Below are 19762 nucleotides of genomic sequence, written 5' to 3'. Positions count from 1 at the left end.
GAACTCCTCGTTGGAAGGGGCGGCGCATGCGCCGCGCGATCGACGTCAGCGCTGGGCAGGCTTGCGCTTGCAGTGGCCGCACAGGCCGCTCAGCTCGACGACCTGGTGATGAACCTCGAAACCGTGCGCGGGCTCGGTCGACGACAGCTGCTTTGCGAGCTCGCCGCCGGGAATTTCGACGGTGTCGCCGCACGCGTCGCAGATCAGGAACTGGCCTTCGTGCGGCACGCCGATTTCGCAGCACGCGAAGAACGCGTTCTTCGACTCGATGCGATGGATGAAGCCGTGCTCGACGAGGAAGTCGAGCGCGCGGTAGACGGTCGTGGGCGGCACGCGGCCGCGCGTCGGCTCGAGTTCGGCGAGCAGGTCGTATGCGCCGATCGGACGCTGCGCGGCAAGCACGCGCTCGTAGACCTGGCGGCGCAGCGGCGTCCAGGCGAGCCCGTGCTCGGCGGCGAAGGCGTCGGCCCGGGACAGCCGGGCGGCGAGGGAGGAGGAGGTAGCCATGGCGTCAAGCAGGCGATCAAACAAAGTATGGCGATGATATAACGTATCGCGCTGCCGTGCAGCGCCGATTTCCGCCCCGTTTCTGCTTGCGCGCGCCATCCAGCCGCGTTTGCGCCGCCTCCGCCGCACCGCATCGACGCGTCACGCGCGTTGTCGCGCCTCCGTCGCCGCGTCTTGGCCGCACGCCGCCGTGCGGCGGCGCATCATCGAAAGCTGTCGCTCCGCCTTGACAGCGCGAATCGCGTATTCGATCATTCGACCACTAACAGAGCAATTGTTCGGGTCGCGAGCGTTCGCTCACTTCGCGGCCGTCGTACAGCAGAACGAACCGGAGACAACGCGTGAGACTGGAAGACAAGGTCGCGATCCTGACGGGCGCCGCCAGCGGCATCGGCGAAGCGGTCGCGCAACGCTATCTGGACGAAGGCGCGCGCTGCGTGCTCGTCGACGTGAAACCGGCCGGCGGCTCGCTCGCACGGCTCATCGAAGCGCATCCTGGCCGCGCGGCGGCCGTCACCGCGGACGTCACGCGCCGCGACGACATCGAGCGCATCGTCGCGACCGCGGTCGAGCGGTTCGGCGGCGTCGACATCCTGTTCAACAACGCGGCGCTGTTCGACATGCGCCCGCTCCTCGACGAATCGTGGGACGTGTTCGACCGGCTCTTCGCGGTCAACGTGAAGGGCATGTTCTTCCTGATGCAGGCGGTCGCGCAGCGGATGGTCGAGCAGGGGCGCGGCGGCAAGATCGTCAACATGTCGTCGCAGGCCGGCCGTCGCGGCGAGGCGCTCGTCTCGCACTACTGCGCGACGAAGGCGGCCGTGATCAGCTATACGCAGTCGGCCGCGCTCGCGCTCGCGCCGCACCGGATCAACGTCAACGGCATTGCGCCGGGCGTCGTCGACACGCCGATGTGGGAGCAGGTCGACGCACTGTTCGCGCGCTACGAGAACCGGCCGCTCGGCGAAAAGAAGCGGCTCGTCGGCGAAGCGGTGCCGCTCGGCCGCATGGGCGTGCCGGCCGATCTGACCGGCGCCGCGCTGTTTCTCGCGTCGGCCGATGCCGACTACATCACCGCCCAGACGCTGAACGTCGACGGCGGCAACTGGATGAGCTGACATGAGGCCGCTCGCCTGCGCCGTCCGCCGGCCCCCTGTCGAACAGGCGCGCAGCGCGCCGTGCGCGCGCGTCGCCGCACGAGGGCGCGGATGATGGCCGAGATCGTCGTCGCGGGCGAACTGCTCGCCGAATTTGTCGCCACCGAGCGCGGTCAGTCGTTCGATACGCCGGGGCTGTTCGCCGGCCCGTTCCCGAGCGGCGCGCCCGCCATCTTCGCCGACCAGGCCGCGCGGCTCGGCGCACGCGTCGCCTATGCGGGCTGCGTCGGGCGCGACGCGTTCGGCGACGCGATCGTCGCGCGGCTCGCACACGACGGCGTCGAGGTCGCGCGCATCCGCCGCGTCGCGCGTCCGACCGGCACCGCGTTCGTCGCGTATCGCGACGACGGCTCGCGCAGCTTCGTCTATACGCTGTCGACGAGCGCGGCCGCGTGCCTCGATGCGTCCGACGTCGACACGTCGATGTTCGACGGCTGCCGCTACTTTCATGTGATGGGCTCGTCGCTGACCAGCGAATCGGCGATCGCAGCCGTGCGGCGCGGCGTGATAGAAGCCGCGCGCGTGGGCGCGAAGGTCTCGTTCGATCCGAACGTGCGGCCCGAGATGCTGAGTTTCCGGCCGATGCGCGCGGCGCTCGACGAGATGCTGGCCGCATGCCATCTGTTCCTGCCGAGCGAAGCCGATCTGCCGTTCTTTTGCGGCCCGCAGCCGCCCGAACGCGCGATCGCCGCATTGCTCGCGACGCATCCGCTGCTCGAGCGCGTCGTGCTCAAGCGCGGCGCGACCGGCAGCGTCGCGTTCGAGCGCGCGCATCGCGTCGAGGCGCCGGCGTACGCGGTCGACGAAGTCGATCCGACGGGCGCCGGCGACTGCTTCGGCGGCACGCTGGTCGCAAGCCTCGTCGCCGGCGTGCCGCTCGATGCGGCGCTGCGCCGCGCGAACGCGGCCGGCGCGATCGCGGTCACGCGGCGCGGGCCGATGGAAGGCAACAGCAACGCGGCCGAAATCGAGCGTTTTCTGACCGAGCGGGGTGTCGGATGTCCGGTATGACGACGACCGTCGAACGCGCGCACGCCGCGCACGCGCAGGCCGTGCTGCGCATGATCTTCGATGCGAATCGCGCGGATGCGCAGCGCGGCATCTATGCGGTCTGCAGCGCGCACCGTCTCGTGCTCGAAGCGGCATGCGAGGCCGCCCGCGCGGACGGCTCGCCGCTGCTGATCGAAGCGACCTGCAACCAGGTGAACCACGTCGGCGGCTACACGGGCATGACGCCCGCCGATTTCCGCCGCGACGTCGACGCGATCGCCGCGCAGTGCGGGCTTGCGGCGTCGGCGCTCGTGCTCGGCGGCGATCATCTCGGCCCGAACCCGTGGCGGCATCGCCGCGCGGCCGACGCGATGCGCGAGGCCGCCGCGATGGTCGCGGCGTACGTCGAAGCCGGATTCGAAAAGATCCATCTCGACGCTAGCATGCCGTGCGCGGACGATCCGCCCTCGCTCGACGACCGCACGATCGCCGCGCGCGCCGCGCAGCTGTGCCGCGCGGCCGAAGAAGCCGGCGCGCGGGCGGGCGTCGCGCCCGTCTACGTGATCGGCACCGAGGTGCCGACGCCCGGCGGCGAATCGGGTGGCGACGCGATCGCACGTATCGCGGTCACGCGTGCGGACAGCGTGGCCGCGACGCTCGACGCGCATCGCGCGGCCTTCGCGGCGGCCGGCCTCGACGATGCCTGGACGCGCGTCGTCGCGATCGTCGCGCAGCCGGGTGTCGACTTCGACGATCGCCGCGTGCTCGACTACGACAGCGCGAAGGCCGCATCGCTCGGCGCGAGTATCTTGCGCACGCCGCGCCTCGTGTTCGAGGCGCACTCGACCGACTACCAGACCGAGCATGCGCTCGCGGCGCTCGTGCGCGACCATTTCGCGATCCTGAAGGTCGGGCCGGCGCTGACGTTTGCGCTGCGCGAGGCGCTGTTCGCGCTGAGCTTCATCGAGGACGCGCTGATCGACGACGCGGCGCAGCGCTCGCGCCTGCGCGACGTCGTCGACGATGCGATGCGCGCGCAACCCGAGCACTGGGCGCCGTACTACCGCGGCGACGAAGCCGAGCAGCGCCTCGCGCGCCAGTTCAGCTACAGCGACCGCATCCGCTACTACTGGCTGCAGCCGACCGTTGCCGCGGCGGTCGAGCGGCTGTTCGGCAACCTCGCGCGGCAGCCGGTGCCCGAGACGCTCGTCGCGCAATGGCTGCCGGACGTTTACGCGGCATGCCGCGCGGGCGCGCTCGCACGGGAGCCGCGCGCGTGGGTGCGCCACCGGATACGCGACGTGATCGCGCACTACGCGCGCGCGTGCGGAATGCAGCGGCCGGCATGACGGGCCGCGAAGGAAACGACGCAACATCGAACAATCACAGGAGACATGCCATGCAAGGAAAGATGCTCGCCGCCGCCCGCTGTGTCGCGTCGGCCGCGCTCGCGACGGCGGCCTGCGCCGCGTCCGCCGGCACGCTGACGATCGCGACGCTGAACAACCCCGACATGATCGAGCTGAAGAAGCTGTCGCCGGCCTTCGAGAAGGCGAACCCGGACATCAAGCTGAACTGGGTGATCCTCGAGGAAAACGTGCTGCGCCAGCGCGCGACGACGGACATCACGACCGGCAGCGGGCAGTTCGACGTGATGGCGATCGGCACCTACGAGACGCCGCAGTGGGGCAAGCGCGGCTGGCTCGCGCCGATCACCGGGCTGCCGGCCGACTACGATCTGAACGACATCGTGAAGACGGCGCGCGACAGCCTGTCGTACAACGGCCAGCTGTATGCGCTGCCGTTCTACGTCGAGAGCTCGATGACGTTCTACCGCAAGGACCTGTTCGCGGCGAAGGGGCTGAAGATGCCCGACCAGCCGACCTACGACCAGATCGCCGAATTCGCGGACAAGCTGACCGACAAGTCGAAGGGCATCTACGGGATCTGCCTGCGCGGCAAGGCCGGCTGGGGCGAGAACATGGCCTATGTGTCGACCGTCGTGAACACGTTTGGCGGCCGCTGGTTCGACGAGAATTGGAACGCGCAGATCAACTCGCCGGAATGGAAGAAGGCGATCACGTTCTACGTGAACCTGCTGAAGAAGGACGGCCCGCCGGGGGCGAGTTCGAACGGCTTCAACGAGAACCTGACGCTGACCGCGTCCGGCAAATGCGCGATGTGGATCGACGCGACGGTCGCGGCCGGCATGCTCTACAACAAGCAGCAGTCGCAGGTCGCCGACAAGATCGGCTTCGCGGCCGCGCCGGTCGCCGTCACGCCGAAGGGCTCGCACTGGCTGTGGGCGTGGGCGCTCGCGATCCCGAAGACGTCGAAGCAGCAGGACGCCGCGCGCAAGTTCGTCGCGTGGGCGACCTCGAAGCAGTACATCGAGATGGTCGGCAAGGACGAGGGCTGGGCGTCGGTGCCGCCGGGCACGCGCGCGTCGACCTATCAGCGCGCCGAGTACAAGGCCGCCGCGCCGTTCTCCGATTTCGTGCTGAAGGCGATCGAGACGGCCGATCCGAACGATCCGTCGCTGAAGAAGGTGCCGTACACGGGCGTCCAGTACGTCGGGATTCCCGAGTTCCAGTCGTTCGGCACCGTGGTCGGCCAGGCGATCGCCGGCGCGGTCGCGGGGCAGATGACGGTCGACCAGGCGCTCGCGGCCGGGCAGGCCGCCGCGGACCGCGCGGTGCGGCAGGCCGGCTACAGGAAGTAACGCGACGCGCGCCGTGCGCGAACGCGTGCGGCGCGCCTCGCCGAAGCGGTAACGCGGGCCGGCCGTTCGCGCCCGCGTCTCAACCGGAGGGACTCCGATCATGCGTCATTTGCGTCTTCCCCTGAATCACGCGTCGTCGGTCGGCGACGCGTCGTCGTCGCCCGGCGCGGCGCGCCGTGCCGGCGGCGGCGCGCGCTGGCTCGTGTCGCCGTCCGTCGCGGTGCTGCTGCTGTGGATGTCGATTCCGCTCGCGATGACGATCTGGTATTCGTTCTCGCGCTACAACCTGCTCAATCCGGACGTGAAGGGCTTCGCCGGGTTCGACAACTACCGCTTCCTCGCGACCGATCCGTCGTTCCTGCCCGCGATCTGGCATACGCTCGTGCTGATCGGCGCGGTGCTCGCGATCACGGTGATCGGCGGCGTGCTGATGGCCGTGCTGTTCGACCGCAAGTTCTACGGGCAGGGCATCGCGCGGCTGCTTGCGATCGCGCCGTTCTTCGTGATGCCGACGGTCTCCGCGCTGATCTGGAAGAACATGATCCTGCACCCGGTGTACGGGCTCGTCGCGAACGCGATGCGCGCGCTCGGCATGCAGCCGATCGACTGGTTCGCCGACTACCCGCTCACCGCCGTGATCATGATCGTCGCGTGGCAGTGGCTGCCGTTCGCATTCCTGATCCTGTTCACCGCGATCCAGTCGCTCGACCAGGAGCAGAAGGAAGCCGCGCGCATCGACGGCGCGGGCCCGATCGCGATGTTCTTCTACATCACGCTGCCGCATCTGAAGCGCGCGATCGCGGTCGTCGTGATGATGGAGACGATCTTCCTGCTGTCGATCTTCGCGGAGATCTACACGACGACGGGCGGCGGCCCCGGCGATGCGACCACGAACCTGTCGTACCTGATCTATGCGCTCGGCCTGCAGCAGTTCGACGTCGGCCTCGCGTCCGCAGGCGGGATCATCGCCGTGGTGGTCGCGAACGTCGTGTCGTTCTTCCTCGTGCGGATGCTCGCGCGCAACCTGAAGGGGGAGTACGAGAAATGAGCGACCTGACCATCGAAAGCCGCCGCACGCCGGCGGCGTTCGACCTCGTGCGCCGCGCGCTGCCCGGCACGCTCGCGTGGCTGATCGCGCTGCTGCTGTTTTTCCCGATCTTCTGGATGGCGATCACCGCGTTCAAGACCGAGCAGCAGGCCTACGCGTCGACGCTGTTCTTCGTGCCGACGCTCGACAGCTTCCGCGAGGTATTCGCGCGCAGCAACTACTTCGCGTTCGCGTGGAACTCGGTGCTGATCTCGGCCGGCGTCACGCTGATCAGCCTGCTGTTCGCGGTGCCGGCCGCGTACGCGATGGCGTTCTTTCCGAACCGCCGCACGCAGAAGGTGCTGCTCTGGATGCTGTCGACGAAGATGATGCCGTCGGTCGGCGTGCTCGTGCCGATCTATCTGCTCTGGAAGAACGCGGGGCTGCTCGACACGGTGTCGGGCCTCGTGATCGTCTACACGCTGATCAATCTGCCGATCGCCGTGTGGATGACCTTCACGTACTTCAACGAGATTCCGAAGGACATTCTCGAAGCGGGGCGCATCGACGGCGCGTCGACCTGGCAGGAGATCGTCTATCTGCTGATGCCGATGGCGCTGCCCGGGCTGGCGTCGACGGCCCTGCTGCTCGTGATCCTGTCGTGGAACGAGGCGTTCTGGAGCATCAACCTGTCGAGCTCGAACGCGGCGCCGCTGACGGTATTCATCGCGTCGTACTCGAGCCCCGAGGGCCTGTTCTGGGCGAAGCTGTCCGCGGCGTCGCTGCTCGCCGTCGCGCCGATCCTGATCGTCGGCTGGATCTCGCAGAAGCAGCTGGTGCGCGGGCTCACGTTCGGAGCGGTCAAGTGAGCGCGGCCGACGAACGCGCGAGCGTGCTGATCTGCGACTGCGACGGCGTGCTGATCGACAGCGAGGCCGTCGCCGCCGACGTGCTCGTGCGCGAGCTCGAGGCGCGCTGGCCGGGCGTCGATGCGCGGCCGGCCGTGATGCCGCTGCTCGGGCTGCGCATCGAGCGCGTGCTGGCCGGCGCGAGCGAAGCGGTCGGCCGCACGCTGTCGGCGGACGACGTCGACGCGATTCGCCGCGCCGTCGAAGCGGCGGCCGTGCATGCGCCGATGGTCGAGGGCATCGACGCGGCGCTCGCGGCGATCGAGCTGCCGAAGGCCTGCGCGAGCAACAGCTATCGCGGCTACGTCGAAGCGGCGCTCGCGCGCACGGGCCTCGCGCGCTTCTTCGGCGACCGGCTGTTCTGCGCGGATGCGGTCGCGCGGCCGAAGCCCGCGCCCGACGTCTATCTCGCGGCCGCGCACGCGCTCGGCGTCGCGCCCGCGCAGTGCCTCGTCGTCGAGGACAGCGCGACCGGGATCACCGCGGCCGCCGCGGCCGGCATGACGGTGCTCGCATTCGTCGGCGGCGGGCATGCGCCGGCCGCGCAGAGCGACGCGCTGCGCAGCATCGGCGCACGCCACGTATTCGACGACATGCACGAGCTGCCCGGCTACGTCGCGCGCTGGCAGGCGACGGGCGCGGTGCTGCCGAACTAGCAACGATTGCGCTGCGTTCCGTGCGGCGCATCACGAACGAAACGGAGACAGACCATGGCAAGCGTGCTCCTGCGCAACATCGCGAAGCGCTACGACGACAACGAAGTGCTGCGCAACGTGAATCTCGACATCGCCAACGGCGAATTCGTCGTGTTCGTCGGCCCGAGCGGCTGCGGCAAGTCGACGCTGATGCGGATGATCGCCGGGCTCGAGGACATTTCGAGCGGCGACCTGCTGATCGACGGCGTGAAGGTCAACGACGTGCCGAGCGCGAAGCGCGGGATCGCGATGGTGTTCCAGTCGTATGCGCTGTATCCGCACATGACGCTGTACGACAACATGGCGTTCGGGCTGAAGCTCGCGGGCGCGAAGAAGCCCGAGATCGACCAGGCCGTGAAGCAGGCCGCGAAGATCCTGCATATCGACCATCTGCTCGACCGCAAGCCGAAGCAGCTGTCGGGCGGGCAGCGGCAGCGCGTCGCGATCGGCCGCGCGATCACGCGCAAGCCGAAGGTATTCCTGTTCGACGAGCCGCTCTCGAACCTCGACGCCGCGCTGCGCGTGAAGATGCGGCTCGAGTTCGCGCGGCTGCACGACGAGCTGAAGACGACGATGATCTACGTGACGCACGATCAGGTCGAGGCGATGACGCTCGCGGACAAGATCGTCGTGCTGTCGGGCGGCGCGGTGCAGCAGGTCGGCACGCCGAACGCGCTGTATCACGCGCCGGCGAACCTGTTCGTCGCGGGCTTCATCGGCTCGCCGAAGATGAATTTCCTGAAGGGCACGGTCGAGACCGCCGATGCGGGCGGCGTGCTCGTGCGCTTCGACAGCGGCGATACGCAGCGCGTCGCGGTCGACGCGACCGGCGTGCAGCGCGGCGCGCCCGTGACGGTCGGCGTGCGGCCCGAACATCTGAAGGTCGGTGCGGCGGCGGACGGCGTCGCCGCGAAGACGATGACGGTCGAATCGCTCGGCGACGCCGCCTATCTGTACGCGGAATCGCCCGTCGCGCCGGACGGGTTGATCGCGCGGATTCCGCCGCTCGACACCTATCGCACGGGCGAAGTGCTGCACATGCACGCCGACGCCGAGCACTGCCATCTGTTCGACGAGCAGGGCCACGCGTTCCGCCGGCTCGGCGTGCATGCGAAGGCGGCCTGACGCGCGGCGCGCGTCACAGCTGCAGATGCTCGACGAGGTAGTCGACGAACGCGCGCAGCTTCGGCGTCGGATGGTGGCCTGACGGCCACAGCACGTACACCGGCGTGCGGCTCGCGACGTAATCGTCGAGCACCGTGCGCAGCGTGCCGGCATCGATCGGCTCGCGCACGAAGAACTCGGGCAGGCACGCGATGCCGAGCCCGCGCAACGCGAAGCAGAGGCGCGTTTCCGCGTTGTTGCTGACCATCGAGACGGGCACGTCCGGCGGCGTGTGCGAACGCGACGGACGCAGCGGCCAGATCTCGAGCTTGCCGGTGGCCGGAAACCGGTAGTGCAGGCAGCGATGGCGCACGAGATCGGCCGGCGTGCGCGGCGTGCCGTGCCGTTCGAGGTAATCGGGCGACGCGACCAGATGCTGGCGGAAATGGCCGAGCAGCCGCGACGAGAGCCGCGAATCGGCCGGACGACCGGTGCGCACGACCGCATCGAAGCCTTCGTCGACGACATCGACGAGCCGGTCGCTGAAATCGAGATCCAGTTCGATCTCCGGATACGCCGTCATGAAGCCGGCGAGCACCGGCAGCATCAGCGTGCCGATCGTCGGCAGGCTTACGCGCAGCCGCCCGCGCGGCGCTTCGACGCTTTGCGTGAGCTCGCGCTCGGCCGCATCGATTTCGGCGATCACGCGCCGGCATCGTTCGAGAAAGCGCGCGCCCTCGGCCGTCAGCGTGACGCTGCGCGTGCTGCGGTGAAAGAGCCGCACGTTGAGCCGCGCTTCGAGCCGCGCGATGCGCTTGCCGACCGCCGACGCGGAGATGCCGAGCGCGCGGCCGGCCGCGACGAAGCTGCGCGTTTCCGCGACTTGAACGAAGACGAAGAAGCCGCCCAGATTCTCCATGCAGATTCCCGATTGCGGACGTCGATGTCCGGATTGTCCGGAACTCTAGCCCAGTTTTTCTTCGTTTGCCGGCTCCCTACGATGAGCGTTCGTTCGCTCATCGAGGTCATTGCCATGTCATCCCTGCCTGTGATTGCCCGCGACAGCGAGGCCGACGTCGCGCTGGACGTGCGGCTCGACGGCGCGCTCGAGCGCGCGCTCGCGGACGAACGGATCGTCGGCGCGGTCGTGATGGTCGCGCGCGACGGCGAGTTGCGCTACACGCGCGCGGCGGGCCTTGCCGACCGCGAGGCGCGCACGCCGATGCGCGAGGACACGCTGTTCCGGCTCGCATCGGTCACGAAGCCGATCGTGACGGCCGCCGCGATGCGGCTCGTCGCGGCCGGCCGCATCGCGCTCGACGAACCGGTCGCGCGCTGGCTGCCCGAGTTCCGGCCGACGCTGCGCGACGGCACGCCGGCCCGCATCACGTTGCGGCATCTGCTGTCGCATACGGCGGGTCTCGGCTATCGCTTTCTCGAACCCGACGACGACGGCCCGTATGCGCGAGCCGGCGTATCCGACGGCATGGACCGTACGCCCGTGTCGCTCGCGGAGAACGTGCGGCGCATCGCGAGCGTGCCGCTGCAGTTCGCGCCCGGTACGTCGTGGTGCTATTCGCTCGCGACGGACGTTGTCGGTGCGCTGATCGAGGCCGTCCACGAAAGGCCGCTCGCCGAGGCGGTCGCCGAACTCGTCACGACACCGCTCGGCATGACCGCGACCGCGTTCGTCGCGCCCGATGCCGCGCGCGTGGCGACGCCGTACGTGAGTACGGCAGGCGCGCCGCGCCGGATGGCGGCCGTCGAGGTCGTACCGCCGCGCGACGGCACGGTCGGCATCCGCTTCGAACCGGCGCGTGCGTTCGATCGCGACGCATGGCCGTCGGGCGGCGCCGGCATGATCGGCTGCGCGGCGGACTGCGTCGCGCTGCTCGACGCGCTGCGCACCGGCCGCGACGGCTGGCTCGCGCCCGAGTGGGTCGACGAGATGGCGCGCATCCAGCCGGGCGCGCACGACGTGCCCGACGCGCCGGGCTTCGGCTTCGGGCTCGGCTTTTCGGTGCTGCGCGATCCCGTCGCCGCGCAGTCGCCGGAGTCGGTCGGCACGTGGCGCTGGGGCGGCGCATACGGGCATGCGTGGTTCGTCGATCGCGCGGCCGGACTCACGGTCGTCGCGCTGACGAACACGCTGTACGAGGGCGCGGACGGCCGATTCGTCACGGATGTGCGCGATGCGGTCTACGGCGCGGGGAGGGCGGCATGAGCGAATGCGTATCGATGTCCGCAACGGCGGCCGGCGACCGCGCGCGTCTGCCGGTCGCGAATCTGCTCGCGCTTGCGACGGCCGGCTTCATCACGGTCCTGACCGAAGCGCTGCCGGCCGGCATGCTGCCGCTGATGAGCGCGGACCTGCGCGTGACCGAGGCGCTGATCGGCCAGCTCGTGACGGTCTATGCGCTCGGCTCGATCGTCGCCGCGATTCCATTGGTTGCCGCGACGCGCGGGATCGCGCGCCGCCGTTTGCTGATCGCCGCGCTGGCCGGCTTCGTCGTGTCGAACGCGCTGACGGCCGTGTCGCCGTACTACGTGCTCACGCTCGCCGCGCGCTTCGTCGCCGGCATGGCGGCCGGGTTGCTGTGGGCGCTGCTCGCGGGCTACGCGAGCCGGATGGTCGACGAGCACCTGCGCGGCCGCGCGATCGCGGTCGCGATGCTCGGCGTGCCGGTCGCGATGTCGATCGGCATTCCGGCCGGCACCGCGCTCGGTGCGGCAGTCGGCTGGCGCGTCGCGTTCGCGGGCATCACGATAGCGGCGCTCGCGCTGATCGGATGGGTGCGGCTGCGCCTGCCCGACTATCCGGGGCAGCCGGCCGGTTCGCGCGAGCCCGTGCTCGCGGTGCTGAAGATGCCGGGCGTGCGTGCGGTGCTGACGGTGATGTTCGCGTACGTGCTTGCGCACAACATGCTCTACACGTACATCGCGCCGTTTCTCGCGGGTGAACGGATGGGTGCGCAGGTCGATGCGGTGCTGTTCGTGTTCGGTGTCGCGTCGCTGGGCGGGCTCGGGCTGACGGGCGCGTGGATCGGCGCCGCGCAGCGGCGGCTCACGTTCGCGAGCATCGCGTTGTTCGCGCTTGCGGCGCTGATGCTCGGCGCCGGCAACGGGATGGTGATCGTCTATGCGGGCGTCGCGCTGTGGGGCATCGCATTCGGCGGCGCGCCGACGCTGTTCCAGACGGCTGCGGCGCAGGCGGCGGGCGACGCGGCCGACGTCGCGCAGTCGATGCTCGTCACGGTATGGAATCTGGCGATCGCCGGCGGCGGCATCGCGGGCGGCATGCTGCTCGACGCGGCGGGCGCCGGCCCGATTCCGTGGGTGCTCGTCGCGTTGCTGAGCGCGGCCGCGCTCGGCGCATGGCGTGCGCGCGGGCATGCGTTTGCGGCGGCGCAGCGCGCGGCATGACGGCTGCGGGCCGCGCGGCGCGGCGTCAGAGCGTCGCGTCGAGCGCCGCGCGCGCGCAGGTCTCGTCCGTCACGAGCCCCGACACCCAGCCCCCGCGCAGCGCGGCGATCACCGCGTCGCGCTTTTTCGGGCCGCCCGCGAACGCGATCGTCGGGCGCTTGGGCGGCGTCTCGAGCGGCACGCTCGTCACGCGCGCGCTCGTCGACACGTCGACGAGCCGGCCTTGAGCATCGATCGGTACGCCGAGCAGTTCGGCGACCGCGCCGCGCGCGATCATCTCGTCGCGTTCCTGCTCGGTGATGAAGCCGTCTTCGTACAGCGGGCAGTGCGGGCCGATGTTGCCGACGCCGACGAACGCGACGTCGGCTTCCGCGGACAGCGCATCGACGATCCGGTAGAGCCGGTGATTGCACCACTGCGCGCGCTCGGCGTCGCTGTCGGCGAACAGCGGGGCGGGCAGCAGGAAGTGCTTGCCGCCCGTCTTCTCGGAGATGTACTGCGCGACGTCGTAGCGGTTCGACGAGCCGTCGGCCGCGATCGCGCCGACCATCGACACGAGCCGGTGCTGCGGGCGGTCGAGCTGCGCGATCTGCGCGACCGCGGCCTTCAGCGTCCGGCCGCTGCTGACCGCGATCACCATCGGCCGCGTCTCGTTCAGATAGCGTTCCATGACCTGCGCACCGGCGACCGCAAGCTTGCGGTCGATCGCATCGGGCGCGTCCGCATCGACCGGCACGACTTCGCACATCGAGAGCCCGTAGCGCTTCGACAACTGCGCACCGAGATCGAGGCAGTCGGCCAGTCGGTGATCGACGCGCACGCGAATCAGGTTCTTCTCGATCGCGAAGGCGACGAGGCGCTGCGCGACCGGGCGCGACACCTGCAGCTTCTCGGCGATTTCGTTCTGCGTGTCGCCCGCGACGTAATAGAGCCACGCGGCGCGCGTGGCGAGATCGAGTTTTTCTGAAGACTTGGACACGATAGCGATTCGGTTCGGAACGGGCCGGCGGTGCGGCGCAACGGGATCCACTGTACCGCATGCGGCGCGGGCCGCCGTTCGGCACCCGCGCGGCAGCGGGCGCTCACGCGAGACGCGTGCGCGACGGTTCGTAAAGCGGACGCACGTGACGGTACAGTGCGCGAAACGCATCGAGGCGCTCGCGCAGCAGCGCGTGACGCGCGGCGTTCGGCGTGTAGTCGGCGCGCACCGGCGGCTTGGTCAGCACGGCCTCGGGATCGGCGCCGACCGCGAGCCAGCCGAGCCGTGCGGCGCCGAGCGCGGCGCCCGTCTCGCCGCCGCCGTGCCGGCGCGTGCGGACGTTGAGCGCATCGGCGATCAGTTGCGCCCAGAACGCGCTGCGCGCGCCGCCGCCGATCAGCGACAGCCGATCGGTTTCGACGCCGGCCGCATGCAGCGCGTCGAGGCCGTCCGCGAGGCCGAGCGTCACGCCTTCGAGCACCGCATAGCCGAGATGCGCGCGCTCGGTCGCATGCGTCATCCCGAAGAACACGCCTTGCGCATACGGATCGTTGTGCGGCGTGCGCTCGCCGGACAGGTACGGCAGGAACAGCGGCGCGGTCGCGAGCGCGCCCGCGTCGAGCGCTTCGACTTCGGCGAGCAGCGTGGGCTCGTCGGTGCCGGTCAGCTTGCAGACCCAGCGCAGGCAGCTCGCGGCCGACAGCACGACGCTCATCAGTTGCCAGCGATCGGGGATCGCATGGCAGAACGCGTGCACGGCCGAGGCGGGGTTCGGCATGAAGCGATCGCCGACGACGCTCAGCACGCCCGACGTGCCGAGCGACACGAAGCCGTCGCCCGCATGGATCGCGCCGATGCCGAGCGCGCTCGTCGCGTTGTCGCCGCCGCCGCCCGCGACGACGACCGCCTCGGACAGCCCGAGCGTGCGCGCGACGTCCGCGCGCAGCGTGCCGGACGGCGCATTGCCTTCGACGATGCGCGGCATCTGGTCGCGCGTCATGTCGCACGCGGCGAGCAGCGCGTCGGACCAGTCGCGGCGCGCGACGTCGAGCCACAGCGTGCCGGCCGCGTCGGACGGATCGGACACCTTCGCGCCGGTCAGCCGGAATCGCAGGTAGTCCTTCGGCATCAGCACGCATGCCGTCGCCGCGAACACCTGCGGTTCGTGCTTCGCGACCCAGAGCAGCTTCGGCGCGGTGAATCCCGGCATCGCGAGATTGCCGGCGAGCGCATGCAGATCGGGGGCGCGCCCGGTGAGCAGCGCGCATTCGTCGGCGCTGCGCATGTCGTTCCAGAGGATCGCCGGACGCAGCACGCGATCGTCGCGTCCGAGCAGCACCGCGCCGTGCATCTGGCCGGACAGGCCGATGCCGCGCACTTGCGCGAATGCGTCCGGATGCCGTTCGCGCAGCGTCGCGAGCGCCGCGAGCGTGCCTTGCCACCAGTCTTCCGGATGCTGCTCGGCCCAGCGCGGATGCGGCCGCGATACGGTGAACGGCGTGCCGGCCGTGCCGACGACCGAGCCGTCCGGGGCCAGCAGCAGCACTTTCACTTCCGAAGTGCCGAGGTCGATGCCGAGATACATAGATAGCGATCCGTTCCGTCAGTCAGGAGCCGCTACTTTAGCCCCGCGGCCGGCCGCATGCCAACGGCGGTTCGCCCGCATCGCGCGCCGCGGCCGGCCGGCGCACGCGCGCTCGCGCATCAGCGCGCGGCGAGCCATGCGTCGACGCGCGCGAGACCCGCGCGCAGCGCATCGGTCAGCGCTGCGCTGCCGGCCATCGAGCCCCACAGCGCGCGGCTCGCGGCGAGCGCGGCGACCGGATCGGGGGCGCCGACGATCGCGCGTGCGGCGCCGTCGTCCATCACGCCGTCCTGGTATGTGTACGGCAGCGCGCCGCGCGCCCAGCGTTCGAGAAAGCGCAGGAACAGCGCGGGCAGCACGGCCGTCGCGACCGGCGTTGCGCTGCGCGCGAACGATTCGGCGAGCGTGGGCGCGATGAAGCCGGGAATCTTCGAGAAGCCGTCGGCCGCGACGCGCTGGTTCGTGTCCAGCACGTACGGGTTGCCGAAGCGCTCGAGCACGACGTCGCGGTAGCGCGCGAGATCGAGCGGGCTCGGCGTGAGGCACGGGATCACGTCCTGCGTCACGTAGTCGTGCGCGAAGCGGCGGATTGACGCGTCGTGCGTGCCTTCGTGGATGTACGTGTGGCCTGCGAGCGTGCCGGCCCATGCGATGCAGCTGTGCGTCGCGTTGAGAATGCGGATCTTCGCTTCCTCGTACGGATGCACGTCGTCGACGAGTTCGGCGCCCGCCAGCTCCCAGCGCGGGCGGCCGGCCGCGAAGCGGTCCTCGATCACCCACTGGATGAACGATTCGCCCATCACCGGGCATGCGTCGTCGATGCCGGTGGCCGCGCGCACGCGTTCGCGCACGTCGGCGGTCGGACGCGGCGTGATGCGGTCGACCATCGCGCTCGGACACGCGACGTTCGCATCGAACCACGCGAGCACGTCGGTCTGCCCGCGGCGTTCGAGAAACTCGCGCATGCCCGCGCGAAAGCGCGCGCCGTTGCTGCGCAGGTTGTCGCAGCTCTGCAGCGTGAGCGCGCCCGCGCCGCGCCGCATGCGTTCGGCCAGCAGCGCGGCGAGCGCGCCGTAGAGCGTCGTGCGCGCGCCCTGCAGGTCGGCCGCGAGATCGGCGTTCGCGACGTCGAGCCGGTTGTGTTCGTCGAGGTAGTAGCCGCCTTCGGTGACGGTGAACGACACGATCCGGCAGGCCGGATCGGCGCCGGCGTCGATCAGCGCGGCGAGATCGATCGACCACGGCAGCACGCGCGCGATCGCGCGGATCGTTTCGTATTCGCGCTCGCCTTGCGGCGTGACGGTCTCGAGCGTGTAGACGCCGTGCTGAGCGGCGAGTGCGTCCATGGTGGCGCGCATGTCGTCGCGGATGTTGGCGACGACGAGCGACCAGCGCTGGTCGGCCGGCACGGCTTCGTTGACGCGATGCAGATACCACGCCTGATGTGCGCGGTGAAACGAGCCCGCGCCGATGTGCAGCAGCACGGGCGTGCGGGCGGAGGGCGATTCGGTCATCCGGTGTCTCCTGTCGGTCCCGGTTAGCGCTTCAGTGCTTACCAGGGCTCCATGCTTTGCGGTCGGCTCCGGTTGGCGCTTCAGCGCTTGCCGGGGCCCCATGCTTCGCGGTCGGCTCCGGTTGGCGCTTCAGCGCTTGCCGGGGCTCCATGCTTCGCGGTCGGCTCCGGTTGGTGCTTCAGCGCTTGCCGGGGCCCCATGCTTCGCGGTCGGCCTCGGTTAGCGCTTCAGCGCTTGCCGGACCTCATGCTTTGCGATCGGCCTCGGCTGGCGCGTCAGTGCTTCCCCAGGGCGTCGTGCTTTACGAGTCGGCCGCAGTCCGCGCGTCGGCGCGCACGCCGCCGCGTTCGGCGTTGGCTCGGGGTCTCATGGCGACGCGTTACGTCGACACGATCATTTGCTCGTTGCGTGAGCGAATGATCGTATTCGGCCGAATGAAAGTCAAGGCGTCAACCCGGCATTTCGATGGTGCGCCGCACCGGAGGCGTCCGGCGTCGCGCGATGGGTCGGATCAGCCGCCTTCGCGCGTCAGCGCGACGAGTTCCTCGAGCAGTTTGGCCGCCGGCCCCGGCAGGATCCCGTGACGGCGCCGGAACGCGGTCAGCATGCGCCGCGCGAGCACCTCGCGCACCGGCAGCGCGTCGATCGTGCCCGCGCGCTGCTCGGCACCGAACATCGGCTCCGGCATCCACGAGAGGAAGCCCGCATGCGCGACGAGGCTCTTCAGCGTCGTGACCGAACGCGTCTCGACCGCGATGTCGGGCAGCGGCAGCCCATGCGAATCGAAGGTGGCGCGTACCTGGTCGAACGGCGCGGTGCCGCGCGGCGGCAGCGCCCAGCGCGCGTCGAGCGTGTCGGCGAGCGTCGGCGGCCGGCCGAGCGCGCGCAGCGGATGGTGCGGCGCGGCAACGATATGGCTGCGATCGGTCCACCGGCATTCGGGAATCGCGACGATCTCCTCGGTGTCGGGCGCCTGCGCCGACAGCGCGAGATCGATCTCGTGCTTGCAGAGCCCTTCGGCGAGCCGGTCCCATACACCTTCGAGAATCTCGACGCGCAGGTTCGGCCAGCGATCGAGCACGCGGCCGATCGCGATCGGCAACACGAGGCTCACGATGCTGCCGACCGCGCCGACCTTGATCGTGCCCTTCGCGAGGCCGCGCATCGCGTCGAGCTCTTCGCGCGCGTGCTCGGCCTCGTGCTGCAGCAGCGTCGCATGCGGCAGCAGCGCTTCGCCGAACGCGGTGAGCTGCACGCCTTTCGAGTGGCGCTCGAACAGTGGCGCGCCGACCTGCTCCTCGAGACGCTTCAGGATGCGCGACAGCGCGGGCTGCGTGACGTGCAGCGCCTCGGCCGCGCGGCCGAGGCTGCCGCACGCGACGATTGTGGTGAAGGCGCGAAGCTGGCGGAGATCGAAAGTCATGCGCAAACGGTATGGGTTTTCGCCAAAAATACAGTATCCGAGAATGGCCTGCACTTCGATACTGTGGGGATCCATCCGTTCTCGAGGAGACGCCGCGCATGTCCGGTCAACCGCACGCCGCCGCCACGCCCGCGACCACTGTTCGCGACGCCGTGGTCCATCTGTTCCGCCAGTTCGGCATCGACCGCGTATTCGGCAATCCCGGCTCGACCGAGCTGCCGATGTTCCGCGATTTCCCGGACGATTTCCGCTATGTGCTCGGGCTGCAGGAGGCCGTCGTCGTCGGCATGGCCGACGGTTACGCGCAGGCGTCCGGCAATGCGGCGGTCGTCAACCTCCATTCGGCGGCCGGCGTCGGCAACGCGATGGGCAACCTCTTCACCGCGTACAAGAACCGCACGCCGTTGATCGTTACCGCCGGCCAGCAGGCGCGCGCGATCCTGCCGTTCGAGCCGTTCCTCGGCGCCGCGCAGGCCATCGAGCTGCCCAAGCCGTACGTGAAATGGAGCATCGAGCCGGCGCGCGCGCAGGACGTGCCGGCCGCGATCGCGCGCGCGTACCGGATCGCGATGCAGGAGCCGCGCGGGCCCGTGTTCGTGTCGATCCCGGTCGACGACTGGGATCAGCCGGCCGAACTGCTGCCGGCGCGCGAGGTGAGCCAGGTCGTGCGGCCCGACCCCGACGCGCTCGCGCGGCTCGGCGACGCGCTCGATGCCGCGCAGCGTCCCGCGTTCGTCGTCGGCGCGGCGCTCGATCGTGCGGGCGCGTGGGACGAGGCCGTGCGGCTCGCCGAGCGGCATCGAGCACGCGTCTACGTCGCGCCGATGTCGGGGCGCTGCAGCTTTCCCGAAGACCATCCGCTGTTCGCCGGCTTCCTGCCCGCGATTCGCGAGAAGATCGTCGCGCGGCTCGACGGGCACGATCTCGTGTTCGCGTTCGGCGCGCCCGCATTCACGTACCACATCGAGGGTTTCGGCCCGCATGTGCCGCCCGGCGCGACGCTCGTGCAGCTCGTCGACGATCCGGGCACGGCCGCGTGGACGCCGCAGGGCGACGCGGTCGTCGGCAATCTGAAGCTCGCGGCGCGCGATCTGCTCGCGCGGCCCGCGCCCGCCGAGCGGCCGATGCCGGCCGCGCGCGCACCGCGCGAGCGTGTCGCACCGCCGGCCGCCGGCGAGCGCATGTCGGCCGCGTTCGTACTGCAGACGCTCGCCGACCTGCGCGATGCGCACGACATCGTCGTCGAGGAAGCGCCGAGTGCGCGGCCGATCATGCAGGCGCACCTGCCGTTCACGCAGAGCGGCACGTTCTATACGATGGACAGCGGCGGGCTCGGCTACGGGATGCCGGCCGCCGTCGGCGTCGCACTGGCGCAGCCGGGGCGGCGCGTGATCGGGCTGATCGGCGACGGCTCGAGCCTGTATTCGATCCAGGCGCTGTGGAGCGCCGCGCAGCTCAGGCTGCCGATCACGTTCGTGATCCTGAACAACCGCCGCTACGCGGCGCTGCAGGATTTCGCGCCGGTCTTCGGCTTCGGGCCCGACGATCCCGTGCAGGGCACCGATCTGCCCGATCTCGATTTCGTCGCGCTCGCGGCCGCGTTCGGCTGCCGCGGCGTGCGCGTCGACGATCCCGCGCGCCTGCGCGACACGCTGGCCGACGCGCTGCGTGCGACCGCGCCGGTCCTCGTCGACGTGGACATCGCCTGATGCGCGCCGCGCGTCCTTC

At 70.2% G+C, this 19762-nt stretch carries 17 protein-coding genes; 11 read left to right on the top strand and 6 right to left on the bottom strand.

Translation table 11 applies throughout. From position 1 onward, the window contains the following. Positions 1-45: 45 nt before the first annotated feature. Positions 46-507 carry a Fur family transcriptional regulator gene (locus ACSHSS_RS02410; protein WP_006398440.1) on the bottom strand — a complete coding sequence of 154 codons (462 nt, stop codon included), beginning with the start codon at positions 505-507 and terminating at the stop codon, positions 46-48. Positions 508-848: 341 nt separating this feature from the next. On the opposite strand from ACSHSS_RS02410, the gene ACSHSS_RS02405 reads away from it, so the two are divergent. The 8 genes from ACSHSS_RS02405 (at position 849) to ACSHSS_RS02370 (ending at position 9131) form a co-directional block, all read left to right on the top strand. After that, on the top strand, positions 849-1625 hold the full coding sequence (locus tag ACSHSS_RS02405) for an L-iditol 2-dehydrogenase (RefSeq protein ID WP_006406468.1): 777 nt from the start codon (positions 849-851) through the stop codon (positions 1623-1625). 93 nt (positions 1626-1718) lie between these two features. Then, a complete protein-coding gene (locus ACSHSS_RS02400) occupies positions 1719-2675 on the top strand; it encodes a sugar kinase (protein WP_445544566.1) in 957 nt (318 codons plus the stop codon). Further along, positions 2663-4003, top strand: a complete 1341-nt coding sequence (locus tag ACSHSS_RS02395; protein WP_445544531.1) for a D-tagatose-bisphosphate aldolase, class II, non-catalytic subunit — start codon at positions 2663-2665, stop codon at positions 4001-4003. Before ACSHSS_RS02400 ends, ACSHSS_RS02395 begins: the two co-directional genes overlap by 13 nt. A gap of 50 nt (positions 4004-4053) precedes the next feature. After that, on the top strand, positions 4054-5376 hold the full coding sequence (locus tag ACSHSS_RS02390; protein WP_006398445.1) for an ABC transporter substrate-binding protein: 1323 nt from the start codon (positions 4054-4056) through the stop codon (positions 5374-5376). A 100-nt stretch (positions 5377-5476) separates the two neighbouring features. Then, positions 5477-6424: a carbohydrate ABC transporter permease gene (locus tag ACSHSS_RS02385; RefSeq protein ID WP_006398446.1), complete on the top strand. Its 948-nt coding sequence runs from the start codon at positions 5477-5479 to the stop codon at positions 6422-6424. Further along, the gene (locus ACSHSS_RS02380) at positions 6421-7272 is read left to right on the top strand and encodes a carbohydrate ABC transporter permease (RefSeq protein ID WP_105767865.1); all 852 of its coding nucleotides are present in this window, start codon (positions 6421-6423) and stop codon (positions 7270-7272) included. Before ACSHSS_RS02385 ends, ACSHSS_RS02380 begins: the two co-directional genes overlap by 4 nt. Beyond that, the gene (locus tag ACSHSS_RS02375; RefSeq protein ID WP_035952236.1) at positions 7269-7967 is read left to right on the top strand and encodes an HAD family hydrolase; all 699 of its coding nucleotides are present in this window, start codon (positions 7269-7271) and stop codon (positions 7965-7967) included. The genes ACSHSS_RS02380 and ACSHSS_RS02375 overlap by 4 nt, the downstream gene beginning before the upstream one ends. A 54-nt stretch (positions 7968-8021) precedes the next feature. Continuing rightward, on the top strand, positions 8022-9131 hold the full coding sequence (locus tag ACSHSS_RS02370; RefSeq protein WP_105764123.1) for an ABC transporter ATP-binding protein: 1110 nt from the start codon (positions 8022-8024) through the stop codon (positions 9129-9131). Positions 9132-9144: 13 nt separating this feature from the next. Here ACSHSS_RS02370 and ACSHSS_RS02365 read toward each other — a convergent pair whose 3' ends face one another. Next, the gene (locus tag ACSHSS_RS02365) at positions 9145-10029 is read right to left on the bottom strand and encodes a LysR family transcriptional regulator (protein ID WP_060099438.1); all 885 of its coding nucleotides are present in this window, start codon (positions 10027-10029) and stop codon (positions 9145-9147) included. Positions 10030-10143: 114 nt separating this feature from the next. Here ACSHSS_RS02365 and ACSHSS_RS02360 point away from each other — a divergent pair, with 114 nt between their 5' ends. Then, positions 10144-11334 carry a serine hydrolase domain-containing protein gene (locus tag ACSHSS_RS02360; protein WP_445544530.1) on the top strand — a complete coding sequence of 397 codons (1191 nt, stop codon included), beginning with the start codon at positions 10144-10146 and terminating at the stop codon, positions 11332-11334. Then, complete coding sequence (locus ACSHSS_RS02355; protein ID WP_445544529.1) at positions 11331-12533, top strand: MFS transporter; 1203 nt, start codon at positions 11331-11333, stop codon at positions 12531-12533. The genes ACSHSS_RS02360 and ACSHSS_RS02355 overlap by 4 nt, the downstream gene beginning before the upstream one ends. A gap of 25 nt (positions 12534-12558) precedes the next feature. Here ACSHSS_RS02355 and ACSHSS_RS02350 read toward each other — a convergent pair whose 3' ends face one another. The 4 genes from ACSHSS_RS02350 to ACSHSS_RS02335 all read right to left on the bottom strand — a co-directional run bounded on the left by ACSHSS_RS02350 (position 12559) and on the right by ACSHSS_RS02335 (position 18034). Beyond that, complete coding sequence (locus tag ACSHSS_RS02350; protein ID WP_445544528.1) at positions 12559-13512, bottom strand: sugar-binding transcriptional regulator; 954 nt, start codon at positions 13510-13512, stop codon at positions 12559-12561. Between the two features lie 103 nt (positions 13513-13615). Continuing rightward, on the bottom strand, positions 13616-15097 hold the full coding sequence (xylB, locus tag ACSHSS_RS02345; RefSeq protein WP_445544527.1) for a xylulokinase: 1482 nt from the start codon (positions 15095-15097) through the stop codon (positions 13616-13618). Between the two features lie 119 nt (positions 15098-15216). Then, a complete protein-coding gene (gene dalD / locus ACSHSS_RS02340; protein WP_445544526.1) occupies positions 15217-16611 on the bottom strand; it encodes a D-arabinitol 4-dehydrogenase in 1395 nt (464 codons plus the stop codon). Positions 16612-17122: 511 nt separating this feature from the next. Further along, entirely contained in the window at positions 17123-18034 is a 912-nt protein-coding gene (locus ACSHSS_RS02335; RefSeq protein ID WP_445544525.1) for a LysR family transcriptional regulator, read from the bottom strand. Between the two features lie 98 nt (positions 18035-18132). Between ACSHSS_RS02335 and mdlC the strand changes: the two genes are divergently transcribed. Then, complete coding sequence (mdlC, locus tag ACSHSS_RS02330; RefSeq protein ID WP_445544524.1) at positions 18133-19743, top strand: benzoylformate decarboxylase; 1611 nt, start codon at positions 18133-18135, stop codon at positions 19741-19743. Positions 19744-19762: the final 19 nt, after the last annotated feature.

It is taken from the genome of Burkholderia sp. BC1 (genome assembly GCF_052683555.1).
This window is presented reverse-complemented; position numbering and strand designations above follow the sequence as displayed.

What these genes read in the sequence shown, in the direction of transcription:
- ACSHSS_RS02355 (WP_445544529.1), top strand. Translation starts at nt 11,331, where the DNA reads ATGAGCGAATGCGTATCGATGTCCGCAACGGCGGCCGGCGACCGCGCG.
- ACSHSS_RS02385 (WP_006398446.1), top strand. Translation starts at nt 5,477, where the DNA reads ATGCGTCATTTGCGTCTTCCCCTGAATCACGCGTCGTCGGTCGGCGAC.
- ACSHSS_RS02370 (WP_105764123.1), top strand. Translation starts at nt 8,022, where the DNA reads ATGGCAAGCGTGCTCCTGCGCAACATCGCGAAGCGCTACGACGACAAC.
- ACSHSS_RS02395 (WP_445544531.1), top strand. Translation starts at nt 2,663, where the DNA reads ATGTCCGGTATGACGACGACCGTCGAACGCGCGCACGCCGCGCACGCG.
- ACSHSS_RS02400 (WP_445544566.1), top strand. Translation starts at nt 1,719, where the DNA reads ATGGCCGAGATCGTCGTCGCGGGCGAACTGCTCGCCGAATTTGTCGCC.
- xylB (WP_445544527.1), bottom strand. Translation starts at nt 15,097, where the DNA reads ATGTATCTCGGCATCGACCTCGGCACTTCGGAAGTGAAAGTGCTGCTG.
- ACSHSS_RS02390 (WP_006398445.1), top strand. Translation starts at nt 4,054, where the DNA reads ATGCAAGGAAAGATGCTCGCCGCCGCCCGCTGTGTCGCGTCGGCCGCG.
- ACSHSS_RS02335 (WP_445544525.1), bottom strand. Translation starts at nt 18,034, where the DNA reads ATGACTTTCGATCTCCGCCAGCTTCGCGCCTTCACCACAATCGTCGCG.
- ACSHSS_RS02410 (WP_006398440.1), bottom strand. Translation starts at nt 507, where the DNA reads ATGGCTACCTCCTCCTCCCTCGCCGCCCGGCTGTCCCGGGCCGACGCC.
- ACSHSS_RS02380 (WP_105767865.1), top strand. Translation starts at nt 6,421, where the DNA reads ATGAGCGACCTGACCATCGAAAGCCGCCGCACGCCGGCGGCGTTCGAC.
- ACSHSS_RS02360 (WP_445544530.1), top strand. Translation starts at nt 10,144, where the DNA reads ATGTCATCCCTGCCTGTGATTGCCCGCGACAGCGAGGCCGACGTCGCG.
- ACSHSS_RS02365 (WP_060099438.1), bottom strand. Translation starts at nt 10,029, where the DNA reads ATGGAGAATCTGGGCGGCTTCTTCGTCTTCGTTCAAGTCGCGGAAACG.
- mdlC (WP_445544524.1), top strand. Translation starts at nt 18,133, where the DNA reads ATGTCCGGTCAACCGCACGCCGCCGCCACGCCCGCGACCACTGTTCGC.
- dalD (WP_445544526.1), bottom strand. Translation starts at nt 16,611, where the DNA reads ATGACCGAATCGCCCTCCGCCCGCACGCCCGTGCTGCTGCACATCGGC.